The organism is Chryseobacterium viscerum, from assembly GCF_025949665.1.
In the GTDB taxonomy this organism is placed as follows: Bacteria; Bacteroidota; Bacteroidia; order Flavobacteriales; family Weeksellaceae; genus Chryseobacterium; species Chryseobacterium viscerum_A.
Map to the genome: position 1 here is coordinate 444,159 of NZ_JAPDFT010000002.1, position 25,115 is coordinate 469,273.

The following is a 25,115-nucleotide window of genomic DNA, read 5'->3' on the forward strand; positions in this document are numbered from 1 at the left end:
TTTTTTATTTTTATATCATGAAAAACACTTTTAAAAATATTGATGAATATATCCTTCTATTCCCGATGGAAGTGCAGGAAAAACTGCTTGAACTTAGACAAGCCATCCATTCACAGATTCCGGATCTGGAAGAATATATTGGATATCAGATGCCTGCTTTCAGGTATAAAGGAAAACCTTTGGTATATTTTGCCGGATATAAAAAACACATTGGTTTTTATCCCGGAGCTGAAGGGATCAGTAATTTTGAAACAGATTTTGAGCAAAGAAAATATACATTTTCCAAGGGAGCTGTACAGTTTCCGATTTCCGGTGATCTCCCGCTGGATTTAGTCAATAAGATTCTCCGGTTTAAAGTAGGAAAAATTGACCAAAAAAAATCCTGAAATACGAGATTTCAGGATTCCGACTAGTGTTTGCTAAAGTACTTTTACTTTTTCTTCTTTTTGTCTTTCTTTTCCTCTTTAGGTGCATCTGCTGGCTTCGTTGCATCTGTAGGTGTTGTACTTACCGTTGGGTCAGTTGCAGGAGATGTTTCCATTGTAGTTGCAGGGGTTTTTTCCTGTTGAGTTTTTGGATCCGAAGGACTTGTAGTCTGTGTATTCGGTTGTTGGGTTTGAGTTGTCGTTGGATTATTAGTAGAAGTATCCGCCGGCTTTTGTGGTGTTGATTGTGCTGATACTGCGATTACTCCGACTAATGTAAACGCTGCCGTTAAAAATAACTTTTTCATAATGTAATATTTAAATGATTGTTTAACTTAAACGAAGCATCATTTATAAAATTATGTGTAATAAGCTTATTTAACGTACTTTATAATTATTTAAGAGGAATTAGTAAAAAATAATTCTAACGAATTGGACTGAAGGACCGAAGCTTGAAGCTAGAAGTTAATCTCAGTTGAGCCATCATTTTTTTGTGTAACAGCTTCACGCTCCATCTTCTCACTTCCTGCCTACAAAACTACTTTGCTACATTCTTCATCATTTTTTCCACGAATTCAAAAGCGGCCGGACAGATCACTGTATTTTTCAGCATCAGGTTATTAATCTGATAAATCTTCTTCCGGTCTGTGTGAGGGTATTCACGGCAGGCCTTAGGTCTTACTTCATAGATAGAACAGGTATTATCACTGTTCAGGAAAAAGCATGGAAGATGCTGCAGTACCTTATCATTATCTTCATCTATCCTTAAAAATTTGGCCTCAAAGTCTGCAGGCTTCATACGAAGATGCTTGGCAATACGCTCAATATCCTTTTCCGTGTACAAAGGGCCGGTTGTTTTACAGCAATTGGCACATTGCAAGCAGTCTATTTCAGAGAAAACTTCATCATGGGTTTCCTGCACAATATAATCAAGGTTTTTGGGCGGTTTTTTCTTTAATCCGTCCAGAAATTTCTTATGCTCTTTCTGCTTTTGTATTGCTTGTTTTTTATAAAAATCTAAATTCATTTATTCATTATTTCTTACAAAATCTGGAATCTCTTCTTTCTTATACTCATTGATTTTATCGAGATCCAGGACTGTCGTAAGGTTTTCTTTGCTTGGATAATACATCGGAACAAATTTAGCTCCGTATACAATTTCTCTGGTAGTATAGGAGGACCGCTGAACTACAGTGTTTGAAAATACTTCATCAAATGCCCGTACCTGTACAATAAGCTCGATATCCGTATTTTTAAAATCATCTTCGGAAAAGCCATAAAATGGAGAGTTTTCATCAATTTTATGCACCACGGTCCAGTTGAGTGCCAACGTATTAATTTTGCTCATTTGGGTGTCCAGTCTGTAAAAATTACTTTTGGCAATTCCATTTTCTATGACTTCAATAGCCGCCGAAAGAATCACGTCAGCATCTGTCAGTGCATTATTTTTATAAGGGGCAAGCCTGAACATCAATGCTGGAGAGTCCTGAAAAGGAGCAATAACTGCTATATCAGAAAATCTGAGGTATGCTCTCGGTCTTGAAAATCTTCCGTAAAAAAGTCCTGTTGCTATGGCAAAGGTAAGCAATCCCAAAAAAGCTTCAAAAGTAGCCACAAGGCTGGCCAAAAATCCCACCGGAGCAATTCTTCCATATCCAACTGTTGTGAAGGTCTGGGAACTGAAGAAAAAGACGTCGATAAATTCGTTCAACGGATCACTTTTATCAATTCCGGTCAGGTGCTCAACACCTATCAGGTAATAGATCATTGCAAAAAGAAGATTGATGAGAATATAAGCTATGACTAAGTAAGAAATAAAGCGAAATGAAGAAAGATTCAGCATGGTATGATACCAGCTTAGCCTGTTGAAGACATTCACTCCTCTTCTCTGAACATTCGGAAGACCGTCTTTATTGATAAATCTTCCGGATGCATTAGTCCCGAAGCCACTGTTCTCCGCATTTTTCTGACGGATCTTTTTTCTGAATCCTCTTGTCATTTTTATAGCATTTATTTTTGAACAGCTTAAATTACAACAGCAAATTGAGGGATTTGCTTATCTTCTTTCTTACCGTTTCTGGTGCAAAGATAAAATATTGTTTTGATGAATTTTATCAATTGATTCATTTGAGTTTTAATTTGATTTTGGAGTACATTTGAGGTATGAAAAAACTGGAGTCAAGAGAGGACATTGAGCACCTTGTCAACTCATTTTATACAAAGGTCATTAAAGATGAAACCATAGGATTTTTCTTTAATGATGTTGCTAAAGTAGATTGGGATAAACATCTTCCTAAAATGTATTCTTTCTGGGAATCTATTCTTTTCGGGCAGATGTCTTATAAAGGAAATCCAATGGGCGTTCATTTCCCGATTAATGAGATACAGGCAATGGAACAGAAGCATTTTGACAGATGGCTGCTTCTTTGGCGTACTACTATTGAAGAAAATTTCGTAGGAGAAAATGCAGATATGGCAGTCTACAAGTCTGAAAACATAGCAAAGCTTATGGCTTTCAAGATGGATTTGGCGAGGAGATTGTAATGTGTTTCGAGGTGCGGGATTTCGGGGTACGAGGTACAAAATCCCAGATTTATTTCAAATAATAATTTCTCTTTTAAGGCACAATTACCGTAAAGATATAAGCTGCCAGATTCACCAATAGAACAGTTCCGTAGAGGACATTTGTTTTTCCGCGGCTTAATGAAAGCATTACGATAAATACGGATAAAGAAAGCAAAATAATATCCTTTTTGTCCAAGCCCAGAACCAATGGAATATCGTACATGATGCATACCACGGAAACCGCTGGAATAGTCAATCCAATACTAGCCAGTGCAGAACCCAATGCAAGATTCAAACTGGATTGGATTTGATTGGCTCTTGCCGCTCTGATTGCCGCAACCCCTTCCGGAAGTAATACTACGGCTGCAATGATGACCCCAACAAGGGATTTTGGAGCACCAAGGCTTTGTACCATCCCTTCTATCGTGTCTGATAATCCTTTTGCCATCAATACAACAATAACAAGGCAAACCACAAGAAAAGCAAAGCTGATAAGCGTTTTTGTGAGTGAAGGAATATAATGTTCTTCCGGATGTTCATCAGGAACAATAAAATAGCTTCTGTGGCGCACAGTCTGTACCATCAGGAAAACTCCGTAAATAACAAGACATGCGATGGATATAAAAATAAGCTGAGCTTCGTTATAGAAAGGTCCGTTGACACTTGAAGTAAAATTAGGAAGAACAAGGGTAAGTACAAGAATAGAAACAATACTTACCAGATAAGTAGTTGCTGAGGTTCTTGCGAAGAATTGCTCATGATATTTAACACCGCCTACAAGAATACATATTCCCAGAATTCCGTTAAGAATAAGCATTACAGCGGCAAAAACCGTATCCCTGGCCAGCGTGATCGCCTGATCTCCGCCGGCCACCATCAGCGAGATGATGAGCGCAACTTCAATAATGGTGATACAAAGAGCCAGAATAATGGTTCCGAAAGGCTCCCCTACTTTATGAGCCACTACTTCGGCATGGTGTACTGCTGATAATACACTTCCGATCAGTAAAACACCTGCAAAAATATCATAAAGAACCCCAGATCCCATCAGTCCGGAAAAGTAGTACCCTACCGCAAGGAGAGGAAAAACATAAGTATAATGTAAGAATTCTTTAGGTCTCATAAGTGACTACAAAATACAAAAAATCTATGAAATTTTAAATATCAAAAGAAAATATTAATAATATTTTAATGCGGCCAGAAGTTAAAGTCCTGATAATCTGTAAACATATGAAACAGAAGTCCAATTCCTATAATTCTGATATCTCCTTTAAAAAACAGCAGCAAAAAATACACCGCAATGGCATAATATGAATGTAAAAAATGAAAACCTATACTTCCCCGCGACGGATCAAAAATAGGATTGGCAAAAAGATGGTCCAGATCTACCAGCATGGTAGCCAGGAGAATAAAATAAGCTTTCTTCCAGTTTTTACGGTAAAAAATCAATGCAATAAAGACCGGAAAAACGAGATGCAAAAAATAATGGGTAAAGGTTTTTAGCAATGCGATGTCTGATGGAGCCATTAATAGATAATTTTATTCGGTTTCTATGCTTACCACCGTAAAATTAAGGGTAATTCTCCATTTTTTGCTTTTATTTTTATCCAATAATCCTGTGATTTATTCCCGTAAAGTATATAATCTATATCTGAAATAATTCTTTTTTCAGTGTTACCAAGCATTTTAAAAGAAGAATACAGCAGAGCAGTGTTTCTGATGAAAATATAATTTTCTTTTAACTGAGGTGATAATGATACTGGTTTTCGGGTTGATTTGATCGCAACACCGTTGTTATTTCGGCTGATTTGATTCGGCTGGAAAGGAATTGCTGTGAATTGATTTTCGTTATTGATCCACTTTTTAGACTGGAAATATTCCCATGTTCTTTCAGGATCATCACTTTTAATATCTATAGTATAATTGGGTTGGGTTATTTTTTGAAAGGTCTTTTTTTCAACTTCATTGAAATTGTCATCATATTCATAGCTGATAATCGTATCATTGACCTGTTCAAGATCTGCCGTTGCTTTCAGATAAACAGCTTGTGAAGAATCAGCAATACTTTTATTGAAAAAACGGCTAAAATTCCTGATGTTTTCTTTGTCTAATTCCAGATCAAGAAAGTGATTTCCCTTCTGAAGTTTGGAGGTTATCGAATTAAAAATTTCAGAGCCTGAATTATTCTTTATTTCAATTTCATCATCATTTAAATCAATAGAAAAGTTTTGAATTTTCTTTCCTGAAATGAAAGAAATGCTTGCAGCTGTATAATGAATAAACTGATCTGCATCCCAAACCGGATTTGAAGAAGTCTTGAGAAGCTTTTTCTGAATGTTTTCAAAAGCCAGATCTGAAGTCCCTGCAACACAATGGTCTCCATTGATTATAATAAAAATATTATCCTTCTGAAAATGATTATTCCCTTTCTCTACAAAATTTTGTTTCTTTAAAAAAGTGATCAATTTTTGTGGGTCTTTCAATTCTAAAACACTGTACCATTCGGAGAACTTTGTGTCTTTAAGATGGAAGATCTGCAAAAAATCAGGAATTCTGATTCCCGCCTCTTTCAATGAACCTGAATTCTTGCCTTTAGCTTTGTTTCCGGACCAATGTGAAGGATGTGTTATCAGGCTGAAGAGATATTGTCCCGTTAGTTTCTTGACATCAATTAAAACTACTGCATCTGCATTTCCAGGAATATATTTGAGGTTCTTATTCTTATGAAAGGCCACAAAATATACTGCAATAGCGAGCAATACAATTAACGGGACAATAATCTTCTTTTTATTCATCTATAAAATTTGTGGTTTCTCTTCTGTTTCTTTTGTTTTAAAAACCTGATCGAATACATCAAAGAAATACATTAAACTGTTTTCCGAAGAATCTTTAATATTATAATTCATTTCTGTCTGGATACTCTCTCCCTTCACTTCTGTTTTATAATACATTTCACCAACATTTTTTCTGACAGCATCCAGTGCTTTTCTTTCTTTAGGACTTTTAAATTCTTTGTCTAAACCTGTTAAAAGTTTTTGGATATCCAATCTTCCTGATAATGGATATTTAGCTGAATCTTTCGCCCATTTTCTGGAAATGTCAGATTGATTTACAGGTAAAATATTGTCCGCTGAACTCATCAGATAAACAACACCATCATTTACTGTGAAGAACAGCTGATCTATATATCCTCCATCTTTCTCTTCCTTAAAGGTGTACAGATTTCCTTTTTTAGAGAACCTTTTAGAGAATTTCTTGTTGGTGGCCAGTAAATCAAAAATACGGTTCCAGTAGCCTTCATTCTCTGTTGCAAAAGCAAAAGTGAAATTAGGCACAGCAATTTCTTTGGTTTTCTTCACTTCTTTTTCGTTGAAATCAGCATCGTATTCGTAATCCGTGTACTCTACTGTTTTGGATTTCAATTCATTTAAAACAAAGATTCCGTTTCCGGGTGCAATTTTGGTAATAGCTTCTTCATCCAGAACAATTTTCATCGTTTCCATGACCAGCTCCATTTCCTTTTTATACTCGTTTTCTCCGGAATTCTGAAGCAGGCTGTACATCAAATCAAAACATTTGGCTCCATTCACATTCATTGCATAGTAGCCAACGCTTTTTTCATTGATTAATTCCAGCAGTTTTTTATTCTTCTTTCCTTTATAAATAGCTGATATATTCTTTTGAAGGTCAGCATTTTTGTGCTGGTAATTATTAACAAGCCTTACTTTATCTTTATCAAAATACAGATTGTAAGAATAGTTGGAATTGTACATATTTTTAAAGAACTGCCCATAGCTGTAGAACTTCGTCATCTTACCATAGATTCCTTCATTCACTATTCTTCCATAGTCTGTATAGACAAAAGCATCAGAATTAGTGTCTCTGAATGTTAGCATTTCTTTAGGAACTTCAATTTCCAGATTTGAGCTGAAATATTGGTCAAAATGATCTTCAGCATTCTTTTTAACGATCTTAAAGTTTTCTCTGCGGATAGAGTCCTGCTCTTTTTTGTATGCTTTATCCTCTTCTTCATCGTAAGCATAAGCATCATCAGGCATTTCCTCTCCGTTTTCGGGGTTCTCAGCACTTTCCTTCTCTGCAGGATATTTATGATGTTTCTGCAGGTATTTGATGTCTTTCTGGATTCTTGCAATCTCGTTGTTGTTATCTTTGATGCTTTCCTTCAGATATTTAATATCATCCTTAAGGTTTTTGATTTCTTCTTTGTAATCAAAAGGCTTTTCCGGCTCATCAGTATAAGCTGTATCTCCTTCTTCTGCGTAAACGCTGTCAACAGCTACGGCAGTACTGTCCGCAACGGCTTCTGTTGACCAAAGATCTTTGTAAGGTTTGGTATAGCTTATCATCCTAAGAACCGCGCGGCTTCCGTTCCAGGCCACAAAAATATCATCATTGATATCTACGTAAGAATAGTTCTTTTTATTAGAAACTTCCTGTCCTTTTTTCTTAACAGAATTGATGAATTCCTGAAACTTCTCCTTATTATCAATGATAAAATGAGTATTGTATGCCTTAATGGAGTCATTAAAGCTTGCATAATGGTACTGAACAGCGTCATATTTGATTCCGGTTTTGGAATAATCTGTCCAAGAAAGGTTTTCTTTATTATTTTTGCTCAGTTCGTGCAGCAAAGGATTCAGTTTATTCCAGTTGATTTTGTTGTTAAGCTGTTTCCCGTTGACTTCCATATAAAATACAGCATCAGTGGGGATTTTCATACTATTTTGGGCAAAAACCAGTGTAAAACCAAAGAGTACAAAAAGGATTTTTTGTGTTTTTAATAAGATAGATTTCATGACTATAGTTTAGAAATTTATTGAAAAAGAATTGTGTTATGTATTTGTTTTTTCTGAAGGATCAGATCCAGAATATCAGCTTCCAGTTTGAGCGCTTTTTTATTGGGAGAAAGCACATACGTATTGTTTGTTTGTGATTTCACTGTACTTTCAAACTGCATAATGGAAGTATATCTCGCATTGTTAAAAACTTCCTTATCCGCTTTACTCATCTTGTCGTAATCTGCTTTGAATGTATTGACTTTATTCCTTGTCAGCGTCTTTTTTTCAAGATTCTGGCTGTAAACCTGCGTTGGAACCATTTTACCCAATATATTCTGAGCCTTCAGTTTTTCCAGGCCGGCATTGATGTTTTCAATTTTCTTAAAATTACAGCTCAGTTTAATGATGTAATTATCAAAATCCATGGATGTTTTCACATTGCTTATTCCGGGAGTTCCTTTGAAAATTTTTGCCGCTTCATTGATTTTATTTTCAATTTCGGTCTTTTTCGGAACTTTTTTCCCGTTGATAGTTTCCATTTTTGAGATGGATGCCAGCCTCGTTTTGCTTTTACTGGCGTTAAGAATAATGGTATATTCTCCTGTTCCGTCAGCCTTTACATTCACTTTATCAAGGATATCGAAACAGCTTGTAAGAAATAGTAAAGGAAAAAAAAGAAGAAATAATCTGAGGAAATTTTTCATGATTGGGTTTAAAGCCACAAAATTACTCAATTTTGGACTTAAAACCTTATAATCTCCGATTTTTTGGGCATAAATAGCTGTTTCCCGGTACTTTTTTAGGGGAAAACACGGTACTATTTCCGTATATTATTTTTTAAACACGTCCTTTCAGATAGTCCTGACGAAGATCTTCGTCCAGCTTTTCAATAGCATACCGAAGGCAGGTTCTGGGCATTTCATTGTAATATAAATTCAGATAACGGATTAATTCTCCTTCATTCTTATTTCCCATTTCCCTTAATAGCCAGCCATTGGCTTTATGCATCAGATCATGCGGGTGCTTCAGGTTTCTGGTTACGAATTCCTTAGTAAGATCAAATGATCCCTTTTTTATATAATGCATCGTCCCTACAACAGCCACTCTTTTGTGCCACATTTCTTCAGATTCAGAAAGCTTCCTAAGAAGGCTTTCCTTCTGATTTTCAAAAGCATACCTGCCAAGAATTTTATAACAGGTAGAATCTACAAGATCCCAGTTATTAACATAAGGAAGATGGTCAAGATAAAAAGCTGCCACTTCTTCTTTTACCGCTTTATCTTTTGTTTTTTCAAACTTTGAAATCAGCATAAAAAGAGCCGTCAGCCTGTGTTCGTGGTATTTTGAAGAAAGTAATATACTGAGTTCTTCCAAATTGATTTTCGAATAATACTCTTTAGCAACAGAGCGCTGATCCGGAACTTTTACTCCCAGAAACAAATCGCCTTCCCCATATTCTCCTTTTCCTGTTTTGAAAAATCTCGGAAAGAATTCTGCCTTTTCAGGAATGGAAAGAATGGCTAGTGCTTCCTGTATTTCTTTAACAATGCTCATATTACAAGCGTTTTTAAGCTTTTTCTTCTAAGGCAGTATTCTCCTGCTCTTCCTCTTCTTTTGCAATCTTATTAGGGTTCGCCACCTTGGCAATGGTAAGCCCCTGAACAATGATCGAGAATACTACTACACAATAGGTAATACTTAAAATAATCTCACTGTATTCACTTTTAGGAATAGACATCGCCAGTGCAATGGAAACTCCACCTCTGATTCCTCCCCAAACCAGAACTTTTACAGTCTGCGGGCTGAAACTTCTTCTCAAAGAGGTAAATTTCGTAGGTCCCCAGATAGAAATAAATCTTGCAAACAGAACTACCACAATAGCAGCTAATCCAGGAATCATGAAGTGTCTGAGATCTTTAATCATTAAAAGTTCAAATCCGATGAACAGGAATAATACAGCATTCAGAATTTCATCAATCAGTTCCCAGAATTTAATCAGATAATCCTGAGTAACGGATTTCATTTTGAAACTCCTGTTGAAATTCCCCATAAATAATCCTGCTGCCACCATTGTCAACGGTCCTGAAATATGCATCTGTCTTGCAATAAGATAACCTCCCATCACTACAGAAAGCGTTACTAATACGGAAATAATATAATCATCCACTTCACGCATCAATCTTGATGTAACCCAACCAAGGAGAACTCCAAGTAAAAGACCACCTCCAGCTTCTTTAAGCAAAAGCAATCCGATGGTTTCAACACTCAGATCCACTTCTTTCCCGACTGCCAGCTGTAAAATCACTGTAAAGACCACAACCGCCATACCGTCATTGAACAGAGATTCTCCGGCCACTTTTGTTTCAAGTGATTTTGATACATTTGCCTGTTTCAGTACACTCAGAACCGCTACCGGATCAGTAGGTGAAATCAGGGCACCAAAAACAAGACAGTAGATAAAAGGAAGCTTAACGCCCACATAAGGAAGCAGATAAAACATTCCGAATCCTACCACAAAAGTAGAAATCACAACGCCTACTGTGGAAAATATTACTACAGGCCTGAACTGTTCTTTCAGATCATTAATATTAATATGAATTCCTCCTGCAAAGAGCAGAAAATTAAGCATAGCTCCCATCAAAACCTCGGTAAAATCAATACCGTTCATTAGATTGTGAAGATGTCCGAAAGTTCTCGGAAGCACTGTTTCTCCAAACATTACCAGAAAAATAGACACCACAATGGCAATCACCATAATTCCGATGGTGCTTGGAAGTTTTAAAAACCTGTAATTGAGATAGGCAAATATTGATGCTAATACGATTAATGCTGAAAATGAATAATATAATTCCACTAAGTGTTTCTTATTTTATGATTAATTGGTGAGTTCCAAATAGAGTATTTTAATATAGAGCTGCTGCCCCTCTTTTTCCCAAACATCAAACATGCCATCCTTAGCAGGTTTTGAGCTTCTCGTATAGTCCTGTCCTATATTCAGAATGTTTAGCAGAATGTATTCATCTCCTACGGAATTGACGATATAGGCGGTTTTTTCAGATTTCCCGTCTCCTGAAAGTTTTATTCCTTCAGTAAGTGAACGAAATTGATTCAGATGATGCATAAAGTTGCTGCCGTCCTTCACAGAATCATATGCTCTGAGAAGGATCAGCAAAATATCCAGATTCGTAAGGTCTTTATAATACAAAGCTTTTCCCTGCCTGATACAGTCTGCAAAATTGTTTTGCTTAAAGGCTTCAGCAAGACTTTTAAAGCTATCATCTGACGTATTTACTTTATCTTTTATGAAATTTCTTCCATAGTAAAGATATTGCGACTCTATACTGTCCAAAGACTTCGGATATCCTTTATATTTAAAAATAAGCTTCTCATAATTGTAAGGAGAATCAGAATTTTTGAGACTTTTCTCAATAACTTTTAAATCAAGTTTTGATTTCTGGCTGAAGCCAAAAACTGAAAACATGATGAATAAAAGGAAAAAGTGATACTTCATTAATTATTGATTTCTTCTTCCTCGTCGTTATCGAAATATTCAAAAAGGAAATCATTGTATGGAAATCTGGAAATATGAATCTTCATTACCTCATCGTAAATCATTTTCTTCATTTCCGGGAAGTTTTCCTTCGTTAAAGCAGAAATGAAAACCGTTGGATATTTTGATTTCCCCATCCATGTTTTCTTCCATTCTTCCAGAGAGATATTTTTACGGGTTGAAGGGGTAAGATCATCTTCGTCCTTTTTCTCATAACTGAAATCGTCAATCTTATTGAAGATCATAATCATTGGTTTCTGATGGGCATTGATTTCCATCAAAATATGGTTTACAGATTCTATGTGATCTTCAAAACTTTCGTGCGAAATATCCACTACATGAATCAAAAGATCAGCTTCACGAACCTCATCCAGAGTAGACTTGAATGATTCTACCAGCTGAGTAGGTAATTTTCTGATAAACCCTACTGTATCCGTAAGCAGAAATGGTAAGTTTCCGATCACCACTTTTCTTACTGTGGTATCCAGAGTAGCAAATAGTTTATTTTCTGCAAAAACCTCAGATTTTGAAATAGAATTCATCAAAGTAGATTTTCCAACGTTGGTATATCCTACCAAAGCTGCACGCACTACTTTTCCACGGTTATTACGCTGGGTCGCCATCTGCTTGTCAATCGTCTTCAGTTTTTCTTTCAGCAATGTAATTCTGTCACGGATAATACGACGGTCAGTTTCAATTTCCGTTTCTCCGGGACCTCTCATTCCAATTCCCCCTTTCTGACGCTCAAGGTGAGTCCACATTCTCGTCAATCGTGGCAAAAGATATTGATATTGTGCCAGTTCTACCTGGGTTCTTGCATAAGAAGTCTGAGCCCTTTGGGCAAAAATATCAAGAATAAGATTGGTACGGTCCAAAATCTTAACCTCCATCTCTCTTTCCAGATTTTTAAGCTGTGAAGGTGAAAGTTCATCATCGAAAATTACAGTTCCGATCTCGTTTTCTTTTACATATTCTTTTATCTCAATTGCTTTTCCACTTCCTATAAAGGTTTTGGAATCCGGCTGAGTCAGTTTTTGGGTAAAACGCTTTTGTACGGTTGCTCCGGCTGTGAAAGCTAAAAACTCAAGTTCATCTAAATACTCTGTCAGTTTTTCTTCGTCTTGATTTTGAGTAATAACACCCACTAAGACTGCTTTCTCATAGTTATGTTCTTTCTTTTCTAACATTAAGTTCTGTCTATGTTTATGATTTTTACAAGTTAATATTTTTCAGAAAAAAAACAAAATCAATTTTTATTTAATAACATATTTTAATATAAATTTAAGTTTACTGATGAAAGGTTTATAAAAAATCAATAACTTTATGTAATAAATTTCTGATTTTTAAATATTTAACTTAAAAACTAATCTCCGGAATATCATGATTACCCATATCAGATGTATGATTATTGATGATGATGAACTGGACAGACTGGTTCTTCAGCATTATATCAAACAATATCAAAACATTGAAATTGTTGCCTCTTTTGACTCTGCTGAAAAGGCAATACCCTACCTTGACGTTCCCGCCGATCTCCTGATTATTGAGACTAATTTGCAGGGCATGAGCGGACTTGAATTCCGGAGACTGGCCCATAAAATACCTGCCTGTATTTTTGTAAGTTCCCATCCTGAGCTGGCTGCCGGGGCTTTTGAGATCAGTACTTTAGATTTTATCACAAAACCCCTTACTGCAGAACGCTTTCATTACTCTATGGAGAAGCTTTTTGATTTTTTTGAAGTGAAAGAAAAATGTGAATGCTATGATGCAATGGTAGGAGAAAACTGCATCAAAATAAAAGAAGGAGGGCAGGTTTTTCAGATTAATATGAAAGATATTCTGTATCTGGAAGCTCTGAAAGATTACACCAGAATTATCACTCTTGAAAAAAATCACTGTATTTTAAATTCTCTGGGAAATCTTCTGCAAAAAAAAATCTTTGACTCTTTTGTCAGAATACACAGAAGTTATGCTGTTCCACGCCACCTTATCCGTGGAAAAAGCTGTCATGAGATAGAACTTGCACATCACATCAAACTTCCTATCGGCAGAACTTACAAGGATAATCTTTCTTTTTTCAATCCTTAAAAAATCCCGAAAAACATTCAACAATAATTCACAAAATGCCATTGGTCGATTATTTCTGCCGTTGGTCTATTTTCCTGTTATTTGATTGAGATAGGTGGTAATTTAGTCTTCCCAAATTCCCCAAGAAAAACACATCTATTAATCACCAAAACTGTTATCCATGGAAAGAATATCTATTTATTGTATTATTCTGTCTGTCTTTTCCGTCCCCATACTGCACGCACAATCTGCAGTTTTGGCAACCGGACTGGATGCTTCAGCAGCTAATGGTTTTGTTTCTTACAGTGTAGGCCAAACGACCTACCTCGAAAAAGGAACAGGACAGGTTCTCGAAGGTGTTCAACAGCCTTACGAAATTATCACTCTTACTTCCCTTGAAACTTCTTCTGAACTCACAGGCATTTTGCTATACCCTAATCCTTTCAGAGATTATTTGTATTTAGATTTTACCTCAAATAATTTTAAAGGATCAGAGTATCAGTTATTTGATGCCCAAGGTAAGCTGGTAAAAAAAGATAAGATTTCACAATCAAAATCTGAGCTTAATTTCTCCTCACTTCCTTCTGCTATGTATATCATCAGGATTACTCAAAACGGAGAAAATATTAAAACATTCAAAATCATCAAAAAATAAAATGCCATGAAAAAAATATTATTACTGTTTTGGATCCTGACCGGTTTCTTTATGGGACTTTCTCAGGCTCCGGAAAAAATGAGCTACCAGGCTGTCATGAGAAATGGCTCCGGACAACTCTTAATCAATCAAGCTATAGCCGTGAGAGTAAGCATATTACAGGGATCTCCTGCCGGCGCCGCAGTCTATTCAGAAAGGCTCACCGGAAATACCAATGCCAACGGGCTTGTCAGCCTTGAAATAGGAACAGGAACTGTACTTACAGGAACATTTGCCACCATCGACTGGCCTACAGGAAGCTATTATTTAAAAACAGAAACTGACCCTGCCGGAGGAACCAGCTATACTATAGTAGGAACGAGCCAGCTCCTAAGTGTTCCTTATGCTATGTATGCCAAATCTGCAGGTAGCGGAGGCGGAAGCTTTACAATTCCCTATACTAATACAGTCAATAATGCCTCAACTTTATTTTCATTAACCAATGATGGTGATGGAACTTCAGTGGAAGGAATTAATAGTACAACAACATCAAGTATCGCTTCCGTAAGAGGAATTGTAAGCAATACTGCTCCAGGCGGGTTTTCTTCAGCAGTACGCGGTGTCAATAACGGAACCGGCGGGCTGGGAATCGGAGTCTGGGGAAGCCAGGCAGGAAGTGGCTGGGGAGTATATGGTGTTACTCCAAACGGTTTAGGAGTGTACGGAAATGCCAGCGGAAACGGATATGGTGTTTATGCAAACAGTAATACAGGAACGGGTTTAAACGCAACCAGTACCAATGGTATTGCCGCTAATATTTCTATCACCAATAATGCAAATGCCAATAGTGTTCTTACAGCATCTACTGTAGGCAACGGTACCGTCATTAACGTTTCAAGTACAGGTACTGGCGCTGGGATACTCAGTTCCACAGCTGGAGGCTTTGGAGTTCATGGCATCACTTCTTCCCAATCTTCCGCAGGGGTTATAGGAGACAATACAGGAGCTGGTGAAGCGGTGGTGGGTAGAACAACCAGTGATATTGCCGGAGCTGTTGTAGGTCGTAATGATGGAGGTGGATATGGAGTAAGAGGATTTGTGGCTACCAATACATCCGGAACCGGTATCGGTGTTTACGGACAGGTAGGTTTAAATAACAGTACTGGACGTGCCGGAAGATTTGAAAATTTTAACCAAACAAATACCACGGGAAATACCTTTGAGGTAGAAACCAATGGAAATGGAAATATCCCTGATGATACACAGGGAAATGCCGCTTCTTTTATTGTTGACAACACCAATAGTGTTGCTGCTGCAGTAAGAGGGGAAGTAAACACTATTTTCGGGAATTTTGGCGCAGCCGCTATTTATGGAATTTCTTCAGGAACAGGAGGGCGTGCAGGTTTATTTTATGCATCAAATCCTGCAGGAAACGGAGCCTCATTGATTGCTCTGACTGATGGTAACGGAAATGCGATCACAGCCAATGCAGGAAAAGACGGAAACGGTGTTGAAACCAATATTGACGGAGCTGGAAATGCACTCTATGCATGGGTTCCTTCTTTTTCTACTGGACGCGCCGGAAGATTTAATATTTTTAACGAATCCAACACCAGCGATGTTATCACTGTAACTACTGTAGGAAATGGTATTGCAGGAAATTTTAAAGTAGATAAAGTGACCGGGACTTCAGCAGCGGTGAGAGGTGAGGTTAACTCTCAGTTTGCCAATTTCGGCACCGCGGGTATTTATGGGATATCCTCAGGGACAGGAGGATTTGCCGGATTATTCCACGCCAGTAATCCTTCCGGAAATGGTCCTGCACTGATTGCTATTGCAGATGGTAATGGTAACGGTATAACAGCTAATGCATCAAACACTGGGGACGGCGTAGAAACTACTGCAGACGGAACAGGAAATGCTATCTACGCATGGGTTCCTAATTTCGGACAAGGACGTGCCGCTAGATTTGTAAATTACAATACCGGCAATACCAACCCACCTCTTACAGTAGAAACCCACAGCAACGGATCTATTGCTTTATTTAAATCCGGAAATCCGGGTACAGTGAATGTGGCCAGAATCAATTCTGCCGGACGTGGATTTTTTAACGGAGGTACACAGAACAGCGGTGCTGACGTTGCAGAAGTGTTTGATGTAAACGGAAGCATTTCTGAATATGAGCCTGGTGATATTCTTGTCATCTCAACCAAAGCAGATAGAACAGTTGAAAAATCTTCAACGCCTTATTCAACTCTTGTTGCGGGAGTGTATGCTACAAAACCTGGTGTACTCCTCACAGAGGAACATATTGATACTGATATTTCCAATAAAGCGCCAATGGGTGTCATTGGTGTTATTCCAACCAAAGTATGTCTTGAGAATGGAAAAATAAAAAGAGGAGATCTTCTGGTAACTTCATCTAAAGCAGGTGTTGCCATGAAAGCCAATATCAAAAAGGTAAAAATTGGACAGGTAATCGGAAAAGCACTTCAGGATTATGACCAAAAAGAGACTGGAAAAATTCAAGTATTAGTCAACATAAAATAAACCGTCATGAAAATAGCATATATTATCCCGTTATTATTCCTAAGCACTATTATCTATGCTCAGGAAAATAAGAAGGCCGCTCCGAAAGAAGAAGATCAAACACTGGTTGTAAAACAGGCACAGGAACAACAGGCAAAACTAATGCAGGAAGCTAAGGAAAACAATGAAAAGAAAACGGCCAACTCAGGTCTTGTTTCCGATCATGGACTTGAAGTAAAAAAACAGGATTCCAAACCCAAAGCAGCAGCTGACAATTCAGGAAAGCTTCTCCCTAATACCGCAAGTCTTGAAGATATAAAGAAAACAATCCCCAACCGACAGGCATATCACAATACTATAAATTCTAGGAACACAAAAATGACAGTTACCGGGCTGCCTAACACAGCAACCCTGGAAGACATAAAAAAGACAATTCCCAAAAACTAATGACTCTCAAAAGCTAATAACCGCAAAAAGCTGATAACCAAACTAGATTTTTCAAACAAAGAAGTCCGCTGTAAGGCGGACTTTTGTATTGTAAAAAGGTATTATTAATCCCAATCAGCAGCTACAAACTTCATTATATTTCCCTGATCATCGGATAAGGTAAGAAAATGTCCTTCAATAGAATACTTAGTCATCGTCTCAATTTTTTTCTGAAAAGATGTTTCAAGATTCATATCCTGACAGGCTTTCATCGTACTGATTCCGTTTGAAATCTTTACTTTACCTCCTTTTTTAAATTCGGAAACAAAAGACATCTGATTACATCCCATATAAGCGCTTCCTTGAATTTTACCATCAACCATACTGGCTGTCAGGTTCATTTCAGCTTTATTAGCAATCAGCTGATCTTTTGAAAAACCAGCAAAAGAAACCAGCATCCACTGCCTTTGAAGAGCAGGATTTTTATCCGGCACAGAGGAACAATTTAAAACGATTCCTAAAAGTAAAACTGCAAAAATGGACAATAGTATCTTTTTCATGTGGGTTATCATCCCATTTTCATACCAATCCGGGACAGAATCTCGTAAAAATTAGTAAATTAGCGACACAAAAATTATTTTATAAAATGAAAAGACTATTTCTACTATTCACTTTCTTACTGGGCTTTGCTCAGATGAGGGCGGATGAGGGGATGTGGCTGCTAATGCTCATCAAAAGACTTAACGGTGTTGATATGCAAAAAGAGGGTCTACACCTTACGCCTGAAGAAATTTATTCTGTAAACAATTCAAGCTTAAAAGATGCTATCGTAAGTTTCGGTGGTTTCTGTACAGGTGAGATTGTTTCTGATAAAGGACTTATATTCACAAACCACCACTGTGGTTACGGTGCTGTAGCTGCGGCTTCTACACCAGAAAAAGATTATTTGAAGAACGGTTTCTGGGCTATGAAGCAGAAAGACGAATTCAATGCAAAGGATCTTTATGTAAGATTTTTAGTAAGAATGGATGATGCTACGCAGAGAATCACTTCTAAACTAAACAACAATATGACCGGAGCTGAGAGAAAAGCTGTTATTGATGCAGAAACAAAAGCCATCCAGACAGAAAACTCTGAGAACGGAAAATATACTGTAGTGGTGAGAGATTTCTTCAACGGAAATGAATTCTACTATTTCGTATATCAGGATTATAAAGACATCAGATTAGTAGGTGCTCCCCCTTCATCATTAGGAAAATTCGGAGGAGATACAGACAACTGGGAATGGCCAAGACACACTGCAGACTTCACTGTTTTCAGAGTATATGCTGATGCTGCAGGAAACCCTGCTGAATATTCTCCAAGCAATACTCCTTTGAAGCCTAAACATTTCCTTCCGGTTTCTCTTAAGGGAATTAAGCCTGGTGATTTTTCAATGATCTTAGGTTACCCTGGAAGAACAAACCGTTACCTGACTTCTTACGGAATTCAGCAAATGGTAAACAAAGACTACCCGGCTTGGGTTGAGGCTTCTAAACTTGCCATGGATGTAATGAAAAAGTACATGGATAAGGATAAAGCAACTCAGCTTAACTATGCTTCTCAATATGCTTCAGTAGCCAACTACTGGAAAAACAGACAAGGAACTATTGATGCCGTAGAGCAAAACGGAACAATCACTGACAAACAAAAAACTGAAGAGATCTTCAAAAAATGGTCAATGATGTCTGGAAATGAAGCTTATGATGGTATCTTAGAAGATATTGGAATGTATTACAAGCAGGTTTCTGAAAGAAATGTTGAAAGAAACTATGCTTCACAATTCTCAAGAAATGTAAAATATATGTCTCTTGCTCTGCAGGTAGGTTCTGTATTGAAAGCTTATGCTGCTCAGGATATGCAGGGAAGACTTGCAATGAAGGCTAAAACTGAAGCCGCTATCAAAGCTGCTTATGAGAACTTCAGCCCTTCTTTAGAGGGAGATATGCTTGCGTCTATGACCGGACTTTACCAAGCAAGAGTTAAAAATCCAGAGGTTGCTTCTGCTACTATTTTAGGATTGGATGCTAAAACAGTTTCTAATTTAGCTTATTCTTCAATCTTTGCTAACAAAACTTCTGCAACGAACTTCTTATTGAATCCTGATGCATTGAAACTTGATGCTGATCCACTTTGGAAAGTAGCTAACGGTATCGTTGCTGATCAAAAAATGAGCGCAGAAAGATATGTTAAAGTAGACGATAATTTTGCAAAAAATAACCGTTTGTTTTTAGCAGGTCTTATGAAGGCTATGCCTGAGAAAAAATTCTACCCGGATGCTAACTCTACTATGAGATTAACTTACGGTACTGTAGATAAATTACCTATCAGAAATGACAGAAACTATTTCGGTATTACTGATAACTATTATACAGACATGACTGGTCTTGTTGGAAAATACAAGAAAGGTGATGAAGAGTTTGATCTTCCTCAAAGAGTAATCGACCTTTACAACCTTAAAGATTTCGGACAGTATGCTGATGCAGCAGGTTATATGCCTGTAAACTTCCTTTCTAACAATGATATTACAGGTGGGAACTCTGGTTCTCCGGTAATTGATGGAGACGGAAACCTTATCGGTATTGCTTTTGATGGTAACAGCGAAGCATTAAGCGGTGATATCGTATTCGAGCAGGAATGGCAGAAAACTATCAACGTAGACGTTCGTTTTGTTCTTTGGACAATTGATAAGTTTGCCGGTGCAAGAAGATTAGTTGACGAGTTGAAGCTTGTAAGAGGTGAAAACACTCCAGCTGATACAAAAACTAAAAACTCAGGTACTACAACAACGCCTAAGAAAGTTAAAAAATAATTATCTTATCTGATATATTTTTGAAACCGTGAAAGTAAATTTCACGGTTTTTTTATTTTTGACTATTAAAAATATTTTATCATGAACCCTAAGCCTATTGAATTCACAGCTGTTATTCAGCAAAACGGAGAGATGAATGCGGCGTTTGTAGAATTTCCTTTTTCTACAGAAGAACTGTTTCATAAAAAAGGACAGGTAAAAATTAAAGCCGTTTTTGATGATAAAGTTGAATACCGCGGAAGCCTTGCCAAAATGAAATCAGATTGTCATATTTTAGGACTTACACAGGAGATCAGGAAACAGCTTGGGAAAACTTTCGGAGATAAGGTTTCCGTTTCCCTTACTGAAGATAAAGAAGAGAGAGTGGTTGAGATTGCTGAAGATGTCGTTTCTGTTTTTAATGAAAACCCCGAAGCAAAGGCATTGTTTGACAAGATGAGCTATACCCACAAAAAGGAATATATCCGCTGGATAGAAGAGGCTAAAAAACAGGAAACAAGAGAAAACAGAAAGATTAAAATGATTCAGATGATTTTAGATGGGAAAAAGGGGATATAAATCATTCTGTTTTCACTCCCGAAAGCTGTACATTAAAAAAATTGAATAAAAGAAAATATTTTTTGTCAGGTTCTCAAAAAGTAGCCGACTATAGTTACAGATATCATTTATAACTATAAAAAATTTACTTTTATGAACAAGTTTATTTTCAGAACATCGGTTTTAGTGGCAGCTACTCTAGCTGCATTTACTCTTTCTTCATGCAGTGATTCGGATAATGACATGATGACGGATATGTCTTTTCAAAGAACTATCACGTTTGAAAATGTGGTAACTCCTAAAGATTTTGTAGAAAGCGGAAGTTTTCAGGGAACAGGAACTTCTCCTATTATTTTGCCCGGACAATCTGTTTCTGTTAAATTCAGCGCAGGAAAAACACAGGCCTTAATGTTTGCTACCATGTATGGTGCTTCAAAAGACTGGTTTTTTGCTTCCCAACAGCCTGGTATCAAACTGTTTGACACTAATGGAAATGCCATTACCGGGGATGTTTCTTCAAGTGTACGACTGTGGGATAACGGAACCAAAGATGACACAACGGGACAGGCAGAAAGCAAGCCTATTATGCAGGTTCCTAACGTAAATGCTTCACAGCTTATGAAGCTCAATCTTGCTTACAATGATGTAACCTCAGAGTTTACCCTCACCATTACCAATACATCTGGCGGAACAGCTAATGAAACTCCTTTTTCTCCCGGAGTATGGGCTGTTTCCAACTACAATGGCTCCCAGCTGCTGAACAACGCTCCTTTTTTTACTCCTAATGCTTTATCAAATCCGGAAATCACGGATATTGCCCAGATGGGGAATATCAGTAAAATGATGACAAAACTGAATGTCAACACAGGAATTATGACCGGCCTTTCTCCTGCTTTGATAGTTGTTTACCGTGGTGACAAAAATCCTATTTATGAATTAGGTCAACCTGACAGCGGAATGGGATTGAAAGATATTGCACAGTTTGGAAATGTAACCAAGCTTCAAAACAGCCTGAAATCTCTCTCTGCTATAAGAGGTGTATATGTTGCCGGGAACGCTCCTGTAGCACCAGGAAGCAAAGTAACAACAAGCTTTAATGCTGAACCCGGGGATAAAATAGCTTATGTAACCATGTTTGGATTTTCCAATGACTGGTTCTATGCCAATGAACAGAGCATTGATGCAAATACCAAGGGAGATATTAGTTCAAAAACTTCATTATTTGATTCCGGAACAGGGATTGACCAATATCCGGGAGCCGGAAATCATCAGGCATTATTCGGTGGCACTCCGCAGAGTGAAAATAAAATTATTTCAAAAGTAGGAAACCAATATTCTGTTCCTGCTGTTCAGAATGTGATTAAAGTAACCGTGAATTAATTTTCAGATTTAAAAGATCATACAATTAAAAATTCCAGGCATAACTGCCTGGAATTTTAATAATCTGTAATATTATTCGACTGGAATTCCAAGATATTTCAAATAGGAATCCAGTACTTTTTTATCAAATACGGGTTCCTGAATACCTGAACCCTCCAGAAACTGAATTACATTGGAACAATCCCAGATGTAGGTATTCTGATAAAGCTCTACGGTGGATAAGCCTTCATGCATATTGTCCCTGAAAAGGCTTGTCAGTGGATACAACCGATTTTTACTGTCATCTTCCCACTGCTTTCTCCACTCTTTATAAGGAAGATCTTTCAGGGTAAAAGGATAATACTTTTTCATAAGCCCAAAGAAGCCTTCCAACGTAAGATTGGTTTCCGGGCGGGCTATCAAATTAAATTTTTTCCCTATTGCCTCTTTATTTTTTGTGATATGAGCCATAGATTTCGTCATATAATCTACCGTGATAAGACCTTCTCTAAGCTCAGTCAATGCAGGATAAGATTTGAATTCTATACAGTTTTTCACCAATCCGGACCACCACTGGTAGGAAGCACTTGCTCCTGTTTCACTGTGGCACATTGCATATCCAAGACGATAAGTAATCAATGGCAGACCTTCTTTTGCAGCTAGATCTGCGACGGCCTCCATTACCCATTTGCTTCTTACATAACCAATGTCTTTGCTTACAGACATTAAATTCTGCTCAATATCATCAGACTCCAGCATCACTGTTTTTCCTGTAAACACATGCCCCCAGCTGTATACTGAAATGGTGGATAATAAGGCAAGACATTTGGTCCTTTCTGCTCCGGCCAATTTGATGATTTCTCTTAATCCTTCTACATTGGGAGCTTTCATGTAAGAATAAGGTTCAATGAAGTTTACGGAACTTCCGGAATGGTAAATCAGATCAGTCTGTTTTGCCAGTTTTGTGAATATTTCTTCTGACAATCCTAAAGCCGGCAACGCCAGATCTCCGATTACGGGAATAATTCTCGATTTCTGTTCTTCTTTTTGAGTAATGTGGTATTGTTTAAAACATCTCTCAATCTTTTCCATCGCATGAAATTGATCCTGAGCTCTTACAAGACAGTAAACATCAGCATTTGTAGTATCCAGAAGCTCCTGTAAAAGATGAATTCCTACAAATCCCGTAACTCCGGTTAAAAATATTGTGGCGGGATTTTCTATCTGTTTAGGATCAAATCCGCCTGCAAAAACAGTTCCCGGAGCAAGATAAACATCCTTCTGCAAAGCAACATAAGGTTCTACATCTTCTACCGGCATGGCTTCCCTCATTTCTCTGGATCTGGTTATAAGAGCTTCTGAGAGCTCCTGCAATACCGGAAACTGATAAATATCCCGCAGATATACTTTTACATCCAGTTTTCTTTGCAATGCTACAGCAACTGTTGCCACCAACAGCGAGTTTCCACCAATATCAAAGAAATTATCTGTAATATTAATCACAGAACGTTCCAGAGCTGAAGACCAGATATCTGCAACAATCCTTTCTGTCTCGTTGGTTGGCGGTTCAAATGAAACAAGTTCTTTCGCTTCTTTATCTGCCAGATCTTTTAAAGCCTGAGCATCTGTTTTGCCATTTGCCGTCAACGGAATTTTATCTATAAAAATAATCTGGGCAGGAATCATATAACCCGGAAGTTCTTCTTTCAATGCATTTCTAACTGTTGAAATGTCTTTTTCAGCTTCAGGTTTGGAAACGATAAAGGCAATCAGATATTTACTGTTTCCTTCTGTATCTCTGCTAATGACCACCGCCTCTTTAACATCTTTCTGCTGAAGCAATGTGCGTTCTATTTCTCCTAATTCAACCCGGAACCCACGGATTTTCACCTGATTATCTATTCTTCCAAGGAATTCAATATCTCCGTCCGGCCTCCATTTGGCAAGATCTCCGGTACGATACAGTTTTTCGGTTTCCCGGAATGGATTATCAATAAATTTAGAATCTGTAAGTTCTTCATTATTAAGATATCCATTCGCTAAAATATTTCCTCCGATACATAGCTCTCCTACAGCTCCTACTGGCAGCAATTCCATATTCTCACCTAAAATATAGGCTTTTGCGTTGGCAATGGGTTTCCCTATTGAAGAGACATATTTTCCATTGATATCTTTCACTTTTTTAAAAGTTGCAAATACAGTACATTCCGTTGGCCCATAATAATCTATCAACTCATAACTTAGCTCAGTAGTAAGTACGGGCTTCAGTTTTTCACCTCCGGTAAAGAGATATTTCAATTTCAGATCAGGATAATTTCTGGTATCATTAACAACCGGCGGACCTAAAACAGAGGGAACAAAACCATGTGTAATCTGATTTCTCCTGTAGAAATCCACCAATGCATGAGCATCTGTTCTGTCTTCATTATCTGCAATAAACAGAGTTGCCCCAGAAGTAAGTGCCGACCAGGTTTCCCATACAGATATATCAAATGCCAATCCTGCTACAAGAGTCAGTTTTGAACTTTGATCCACGTGAAAATGATGATTATGCCAGGTTACCAGGTGCTGAATAGCCTGATGGCTTACCATTACTCCTTTCGGTTTTCCTGTAGAACCTGAAGTATAAATTGTATATGCCAGGCTGTTCTGATGAATTTTAATTTCCGGGGCATCTGAAGATAAATGATTAAGATTCTCCATACTGCTCAGATCAAATACTTTTGTTCTTTCTGTTCCAGATAAAAGGGTTTCAAGATTTTGATTGGTAAGAATAATATCGGCAGCGGTATCTGAAAGAATAAATTCTACTCTTTTAGCGGGGTAAGCAGGATCTATAGGAACATACGCTGCTCCTATTTTGATCACGCCTAGAACTGCAACAATCCATTCTAAAGAACGGTCCAGCCAAATAGGAACATACTTGCCTTCTTTGATACCATGGCTCAATAATAGATTAGCAATCTGGTTACTTCTCTGATCTAAGTCACGGTACGTGATCTCCTGATCCTGATAAACAATGGCAGTTTTATCGGGATAAAGGAGTGCCTGCTTACGGAAAAGAGATTCTAATGTTTCTTCATGATGATAGTCCCAGCCTGTTTTATTGAACCTGTTGAGTAACTTATCTCTATCTTCAGAGGACAATAATACTGGTGAACCCGATGATAGATTTTCTAATGAGGGAATTGTGTTTGACATAATAATAATTTGATTTGATTTAAAAATTTGCAATCAATGGCTTTAACTCTATGTAAAGTTGTTTTAATCTCTGTGAAACAAAGAAACAACAGGACGCAAGGTATAGCCACAGCTTATTTAATAAATGTGTTTTCATAAAAATTTTAAAAACGGAATGATGCAGAATCTTAAG

At 37.4% G+C, this 25,115-nt stretch carries 23 protein-coding genes; 9 read left to right on the forward strand and 14 right to left on the reverse strand.

The annotated features are described in order from the left end of the window. The first annotated feature begins 17 nt into the window (after positions 1-17). Positions 18-386, forward strand: a complete 369-nt coding sequence (locus tag OL225_RS16105; protein WP_047376146.1) for an iron chaperone — start codon at positions 18-20, stop codon at positions 384-386. 44 nt (positions 387-430) lie between these two features. On the opposite strand, the gene OL225_RS16110 is transcribed toward OL225_RS16105, so the two are convergent. From OL225_RS16110 to OL225_RS16120, 3 genes are all read right to left on the reverse strand, one after another. Further along, positions 431-733: a hypothetical protein gene (locus OL225_RS16110; protein ID WP_264518909.1), complete on the reverse strand. Its 303-nt coding sequence runs from the start codon at positions 731-733 to the stop codon at positions 431-433. A 230-nt stretch (positions 734-963) separates the two neighbouring features. After that, positions 964-1,452, reverse strand: a complete 489-nt coding sequence (locus OL225_RS16115; protein WP_047376141.1) for a YkgJ family cysteine cluster protein — start codon at positions 1,450-1,452, stop codon at positions 964-966. Further along, positions 1,453-2,424, reverse strand: a complete 972-nt coding sequence (locus tag OL225_RS16120; protein ID WP_047376139.1) for an ion channel — start codon at positions 2,422-2,424, stop codon at positions 1,453-1,455. Positions 2,425-2,588: 164 nt separating this feature from the next. On the opposite strand from OL225_RS16120, the gene OL225_RS16125 reads away from it, so the two are divergent. Then, positions 2,589-2,969, forward strand: a complete 381-nt coding sequence (locus OL225_RS16125; RefSeq protein ID WP_047376134.1) for a group III truncated hemoglobin — start codon at positions 2,589-2,591, stop codon at positions 2,967-2,969. 73 nt (positions 2,970-3,042) lie between these two features. On the opposite strand, the gene OL225_RS16130 is transcribed toward OL225_RS16125, so the two are convergent. The 9 genes from OL225_RS16130 to hflX all read right to left on the reverse strand — a co-directional run bounded on the left by OL225_RS16130 (position 3,043) and on the right by hflX (position 12,526). Further along, positions 3,043-4,113 (reverse strand): calcium:proton antiporter, encoded by a 1,071-nt coding sequence (locus OL225_RS16130; RefSeq protein WP_264518910.1) that lies wholly within the window; start codon positions 4,111-4,113, stop codon positions 3,043-3,045. A gap of 65 nt (positions 4,114-4,178) precedes the next feature. Further along, complete coding sequence (locus OL225_RS16135) at positions 4,179-4,517, reverse strand: DUF6122 family protein (protein ID WP_264518911.1); 339 nt, start codon at positions 4,515-4,517, stop codon at positions 4,179-4,181. A gap of 29 nt (positions 4,518-4,546) precedes the next feature. Beyond that, positions 4,547-5,785 (reverse strand): hypothetical protein, encoded by a 1,239-nt coding sequence (locus OL225_RS16140; RefSeq protein ID WP_264518912.1) that lies wholly within the window; start codon positions 5,783-5,785, stop codon positions 4,547-4,549. Further along, positions 5,786-7,807, reverse strand: coding sequence for a hypothetical protein (locus tag OL225_RS16145; protein ID WP_264518913.1), 2,022 nt, complete (start codon positions 7,805-7,807; stop codon positions 5,786-5,788). Positions 7,808-7,824: 17 nt separating this feature from the next. Further along, positions 7,825-8,493: a hypothetical protein gene (locus OL225_RS16150; RefSeq protein WP_264518914.1), complete on the reverse strand. Its 669-nt coding sequence runs from the start codon at positions 8,491-8,493 to the stop codon at positions 7,825-7,827. Positions 8,494-8,626: 133 nt separating this feature from the next. Further along, complete coding sequence (locus OL225_RS16155) at positions 8,627-9,343, reverse strand: DNA alkylation repair protein (protein ID WP_264518915.1); 717 nt, start codon at positions 9,341-9,343, stop codon at positions 8,627-8,629. A 13-nt stretch (positions 9,344-9,356) separates the two neighbouring features. Beyond that, the gene (locus OL225_RS16160) at positions 9,357-10,643 is read right to left on the reverse strand and encodes a cation:proton antiporter (RefSeq protein WP_047376118.1); all 1,287 of its coding nucleotides are present in this window, start codon (positions 10,641-10,643) and stop codon (positions 9,357-9,359) included. A 21-nt stretch (positions 10,644-10,664) separates the two neighbouring features. Further along, positions 10,665-11,300, reverse strand: coding sequence for a DUF4919 domain-containing protein (locus OL225_RS16165; RefSeq protein WP_264518916.1), 636 nt, complete (start codon positions 11,298-11,300; stop codon positions 10,665-10,667). Continuing rightward, complete coding sequence (hflX, locus tag OL225_RS16170) at positions 11,300-12,526, reverse strand: GTPase HflX (RefSeq protein WP_264518917.1); 1,227 nt, start codon at positions 12,524-12,526, stop codon at positions 11,300-11,302. Before hflX ends, OL225_RS16165 begins: the two co-directional genes overlap by 1 nt. A 193-nt stretch (positions 12,527-12,719) precedes the next feature. On the opposite strand from hflX, the gene OL225_RS16175 reads away from it, so the two are divergent. From OL225_RS16175 to OL225_RS16190, 4 genes are all read left to right on the forward strand, one after another. After that, entirely contained in the window at positions 12,720-13,427 is a 708-nt protein-coding gene (locus OL225_RS16175; protein ID WP_264518918.1) for a LytR/AlgR family response regulator transcription factor, read from the forward strand. Positions 13,428-13,587: 160 nt separating this feature from the next. Then, a complete protein-coding gene (locus tag OL225_RS16180) occupies positions 13,588-14,061 on the forward strand; it encodes a T9SS type A sorting domain-containing protein (protein WP_047376109.1) in 474 nt (157 codons plus the stop codon). A gap of 6 nt (positions 14,062-14,067) precedes the next feature. After that, positions 14,068-16,590 (forward strand): beta strand repeat-containing protein, encoded by a 2,523-nt coding sequence (locus OL225_RS16185; protein WP_047376106.1) that lies wholly within the window; start codon positions 14,068-14,070, stop codon positions 16,588-16,590. A gap of 6 nt (positions 16,591-16,596) precedes the next feature. Next, a complete protein-coding gene (locus OL225_RS16190; RefSeq protein WP_047376105.1) occupies positions 16,597-17,016 on the forward strand; it encodes a hypothetical protein in 420 nt (139 codons plus the stop codon). A gap of 104 nt (positions 17,017-17,120) precedes the next feature. Here the strand turns inward: OL225_RS16190 and OL225_RS16195 are convergent, their stop codons facing one another. After that, positions 17,121-17,555: an META domain-containing protein gene (locus OL225_RS16195; protein ID WP_264518919.1), complete on the reverse strand. Its 435-nt coding sequence runs from the start codon at positions 17,553-17,555 to the stop codon at positions 17,121-17,123. 86 nt (positions 17,556-17,641) lie between these two features. Between OL225_RS16195 and OL225_RS16200 the strand changes: the two genes are divergently transcribed. The 3 genes from OL225_RS16200 (at position 17,642) to OL225_RS16210 (ending at position 21,763) form a co-directional block, all read left to right on the forward strand. After that, complete coding sequence (locus OL225_RS16200) at positions 17,642-19,846, forward strand: S46 family peptidase (protein WP_052184661.1); 2,205 nt, start codon at positions 17,642-17,644, stop codon at positions 19,844-19,846. A gap of 81 nt (positions 19,847-19,927) precedes the next feature. After that, complete coding sequence (locus OL225_RS16205; RefSeq protein WP_264518920.1) at positions 19,928-20,404, forward strand: YdeI/OmpD-associated family protein; 477 nt, start codon at positions 19,928-19,930, stop codon at positions 20,402-20,404. Between the two features lie 132 nt (positions 20,405-20,536). After that, the gene (locus OL225_RS16210; RefSeq protein ID WP_264518921.1) at positions 20,537-21,763 is read left to right on the forward strand and encodes a spondin domain-containing protein; all 1,227 of its coding nucleotides are present in this window, start codon (positions 20,537-20,539) and stop codon (positions 21,761-21,763) included. Positions 21,764-21,835: 72 nt separating this feature from the next. Here OL225_RS16210 and OL225_RS16215 read toward each other — a convergent pair whose 3' ends face one another. Beyond that, positions 21,836-24,943, reverse strand: a complete 3,108-nt coding sequence (locus OL225_RS16215) for a non-ribosomal peptide synthetase (protein WP_264518922.1) — start codon at positions 24,941-24,943, stop codon at positions 21,836-21,838. Between the last annotated feature and the right edge of the window lie 172 nt (positions 24,944-25,115).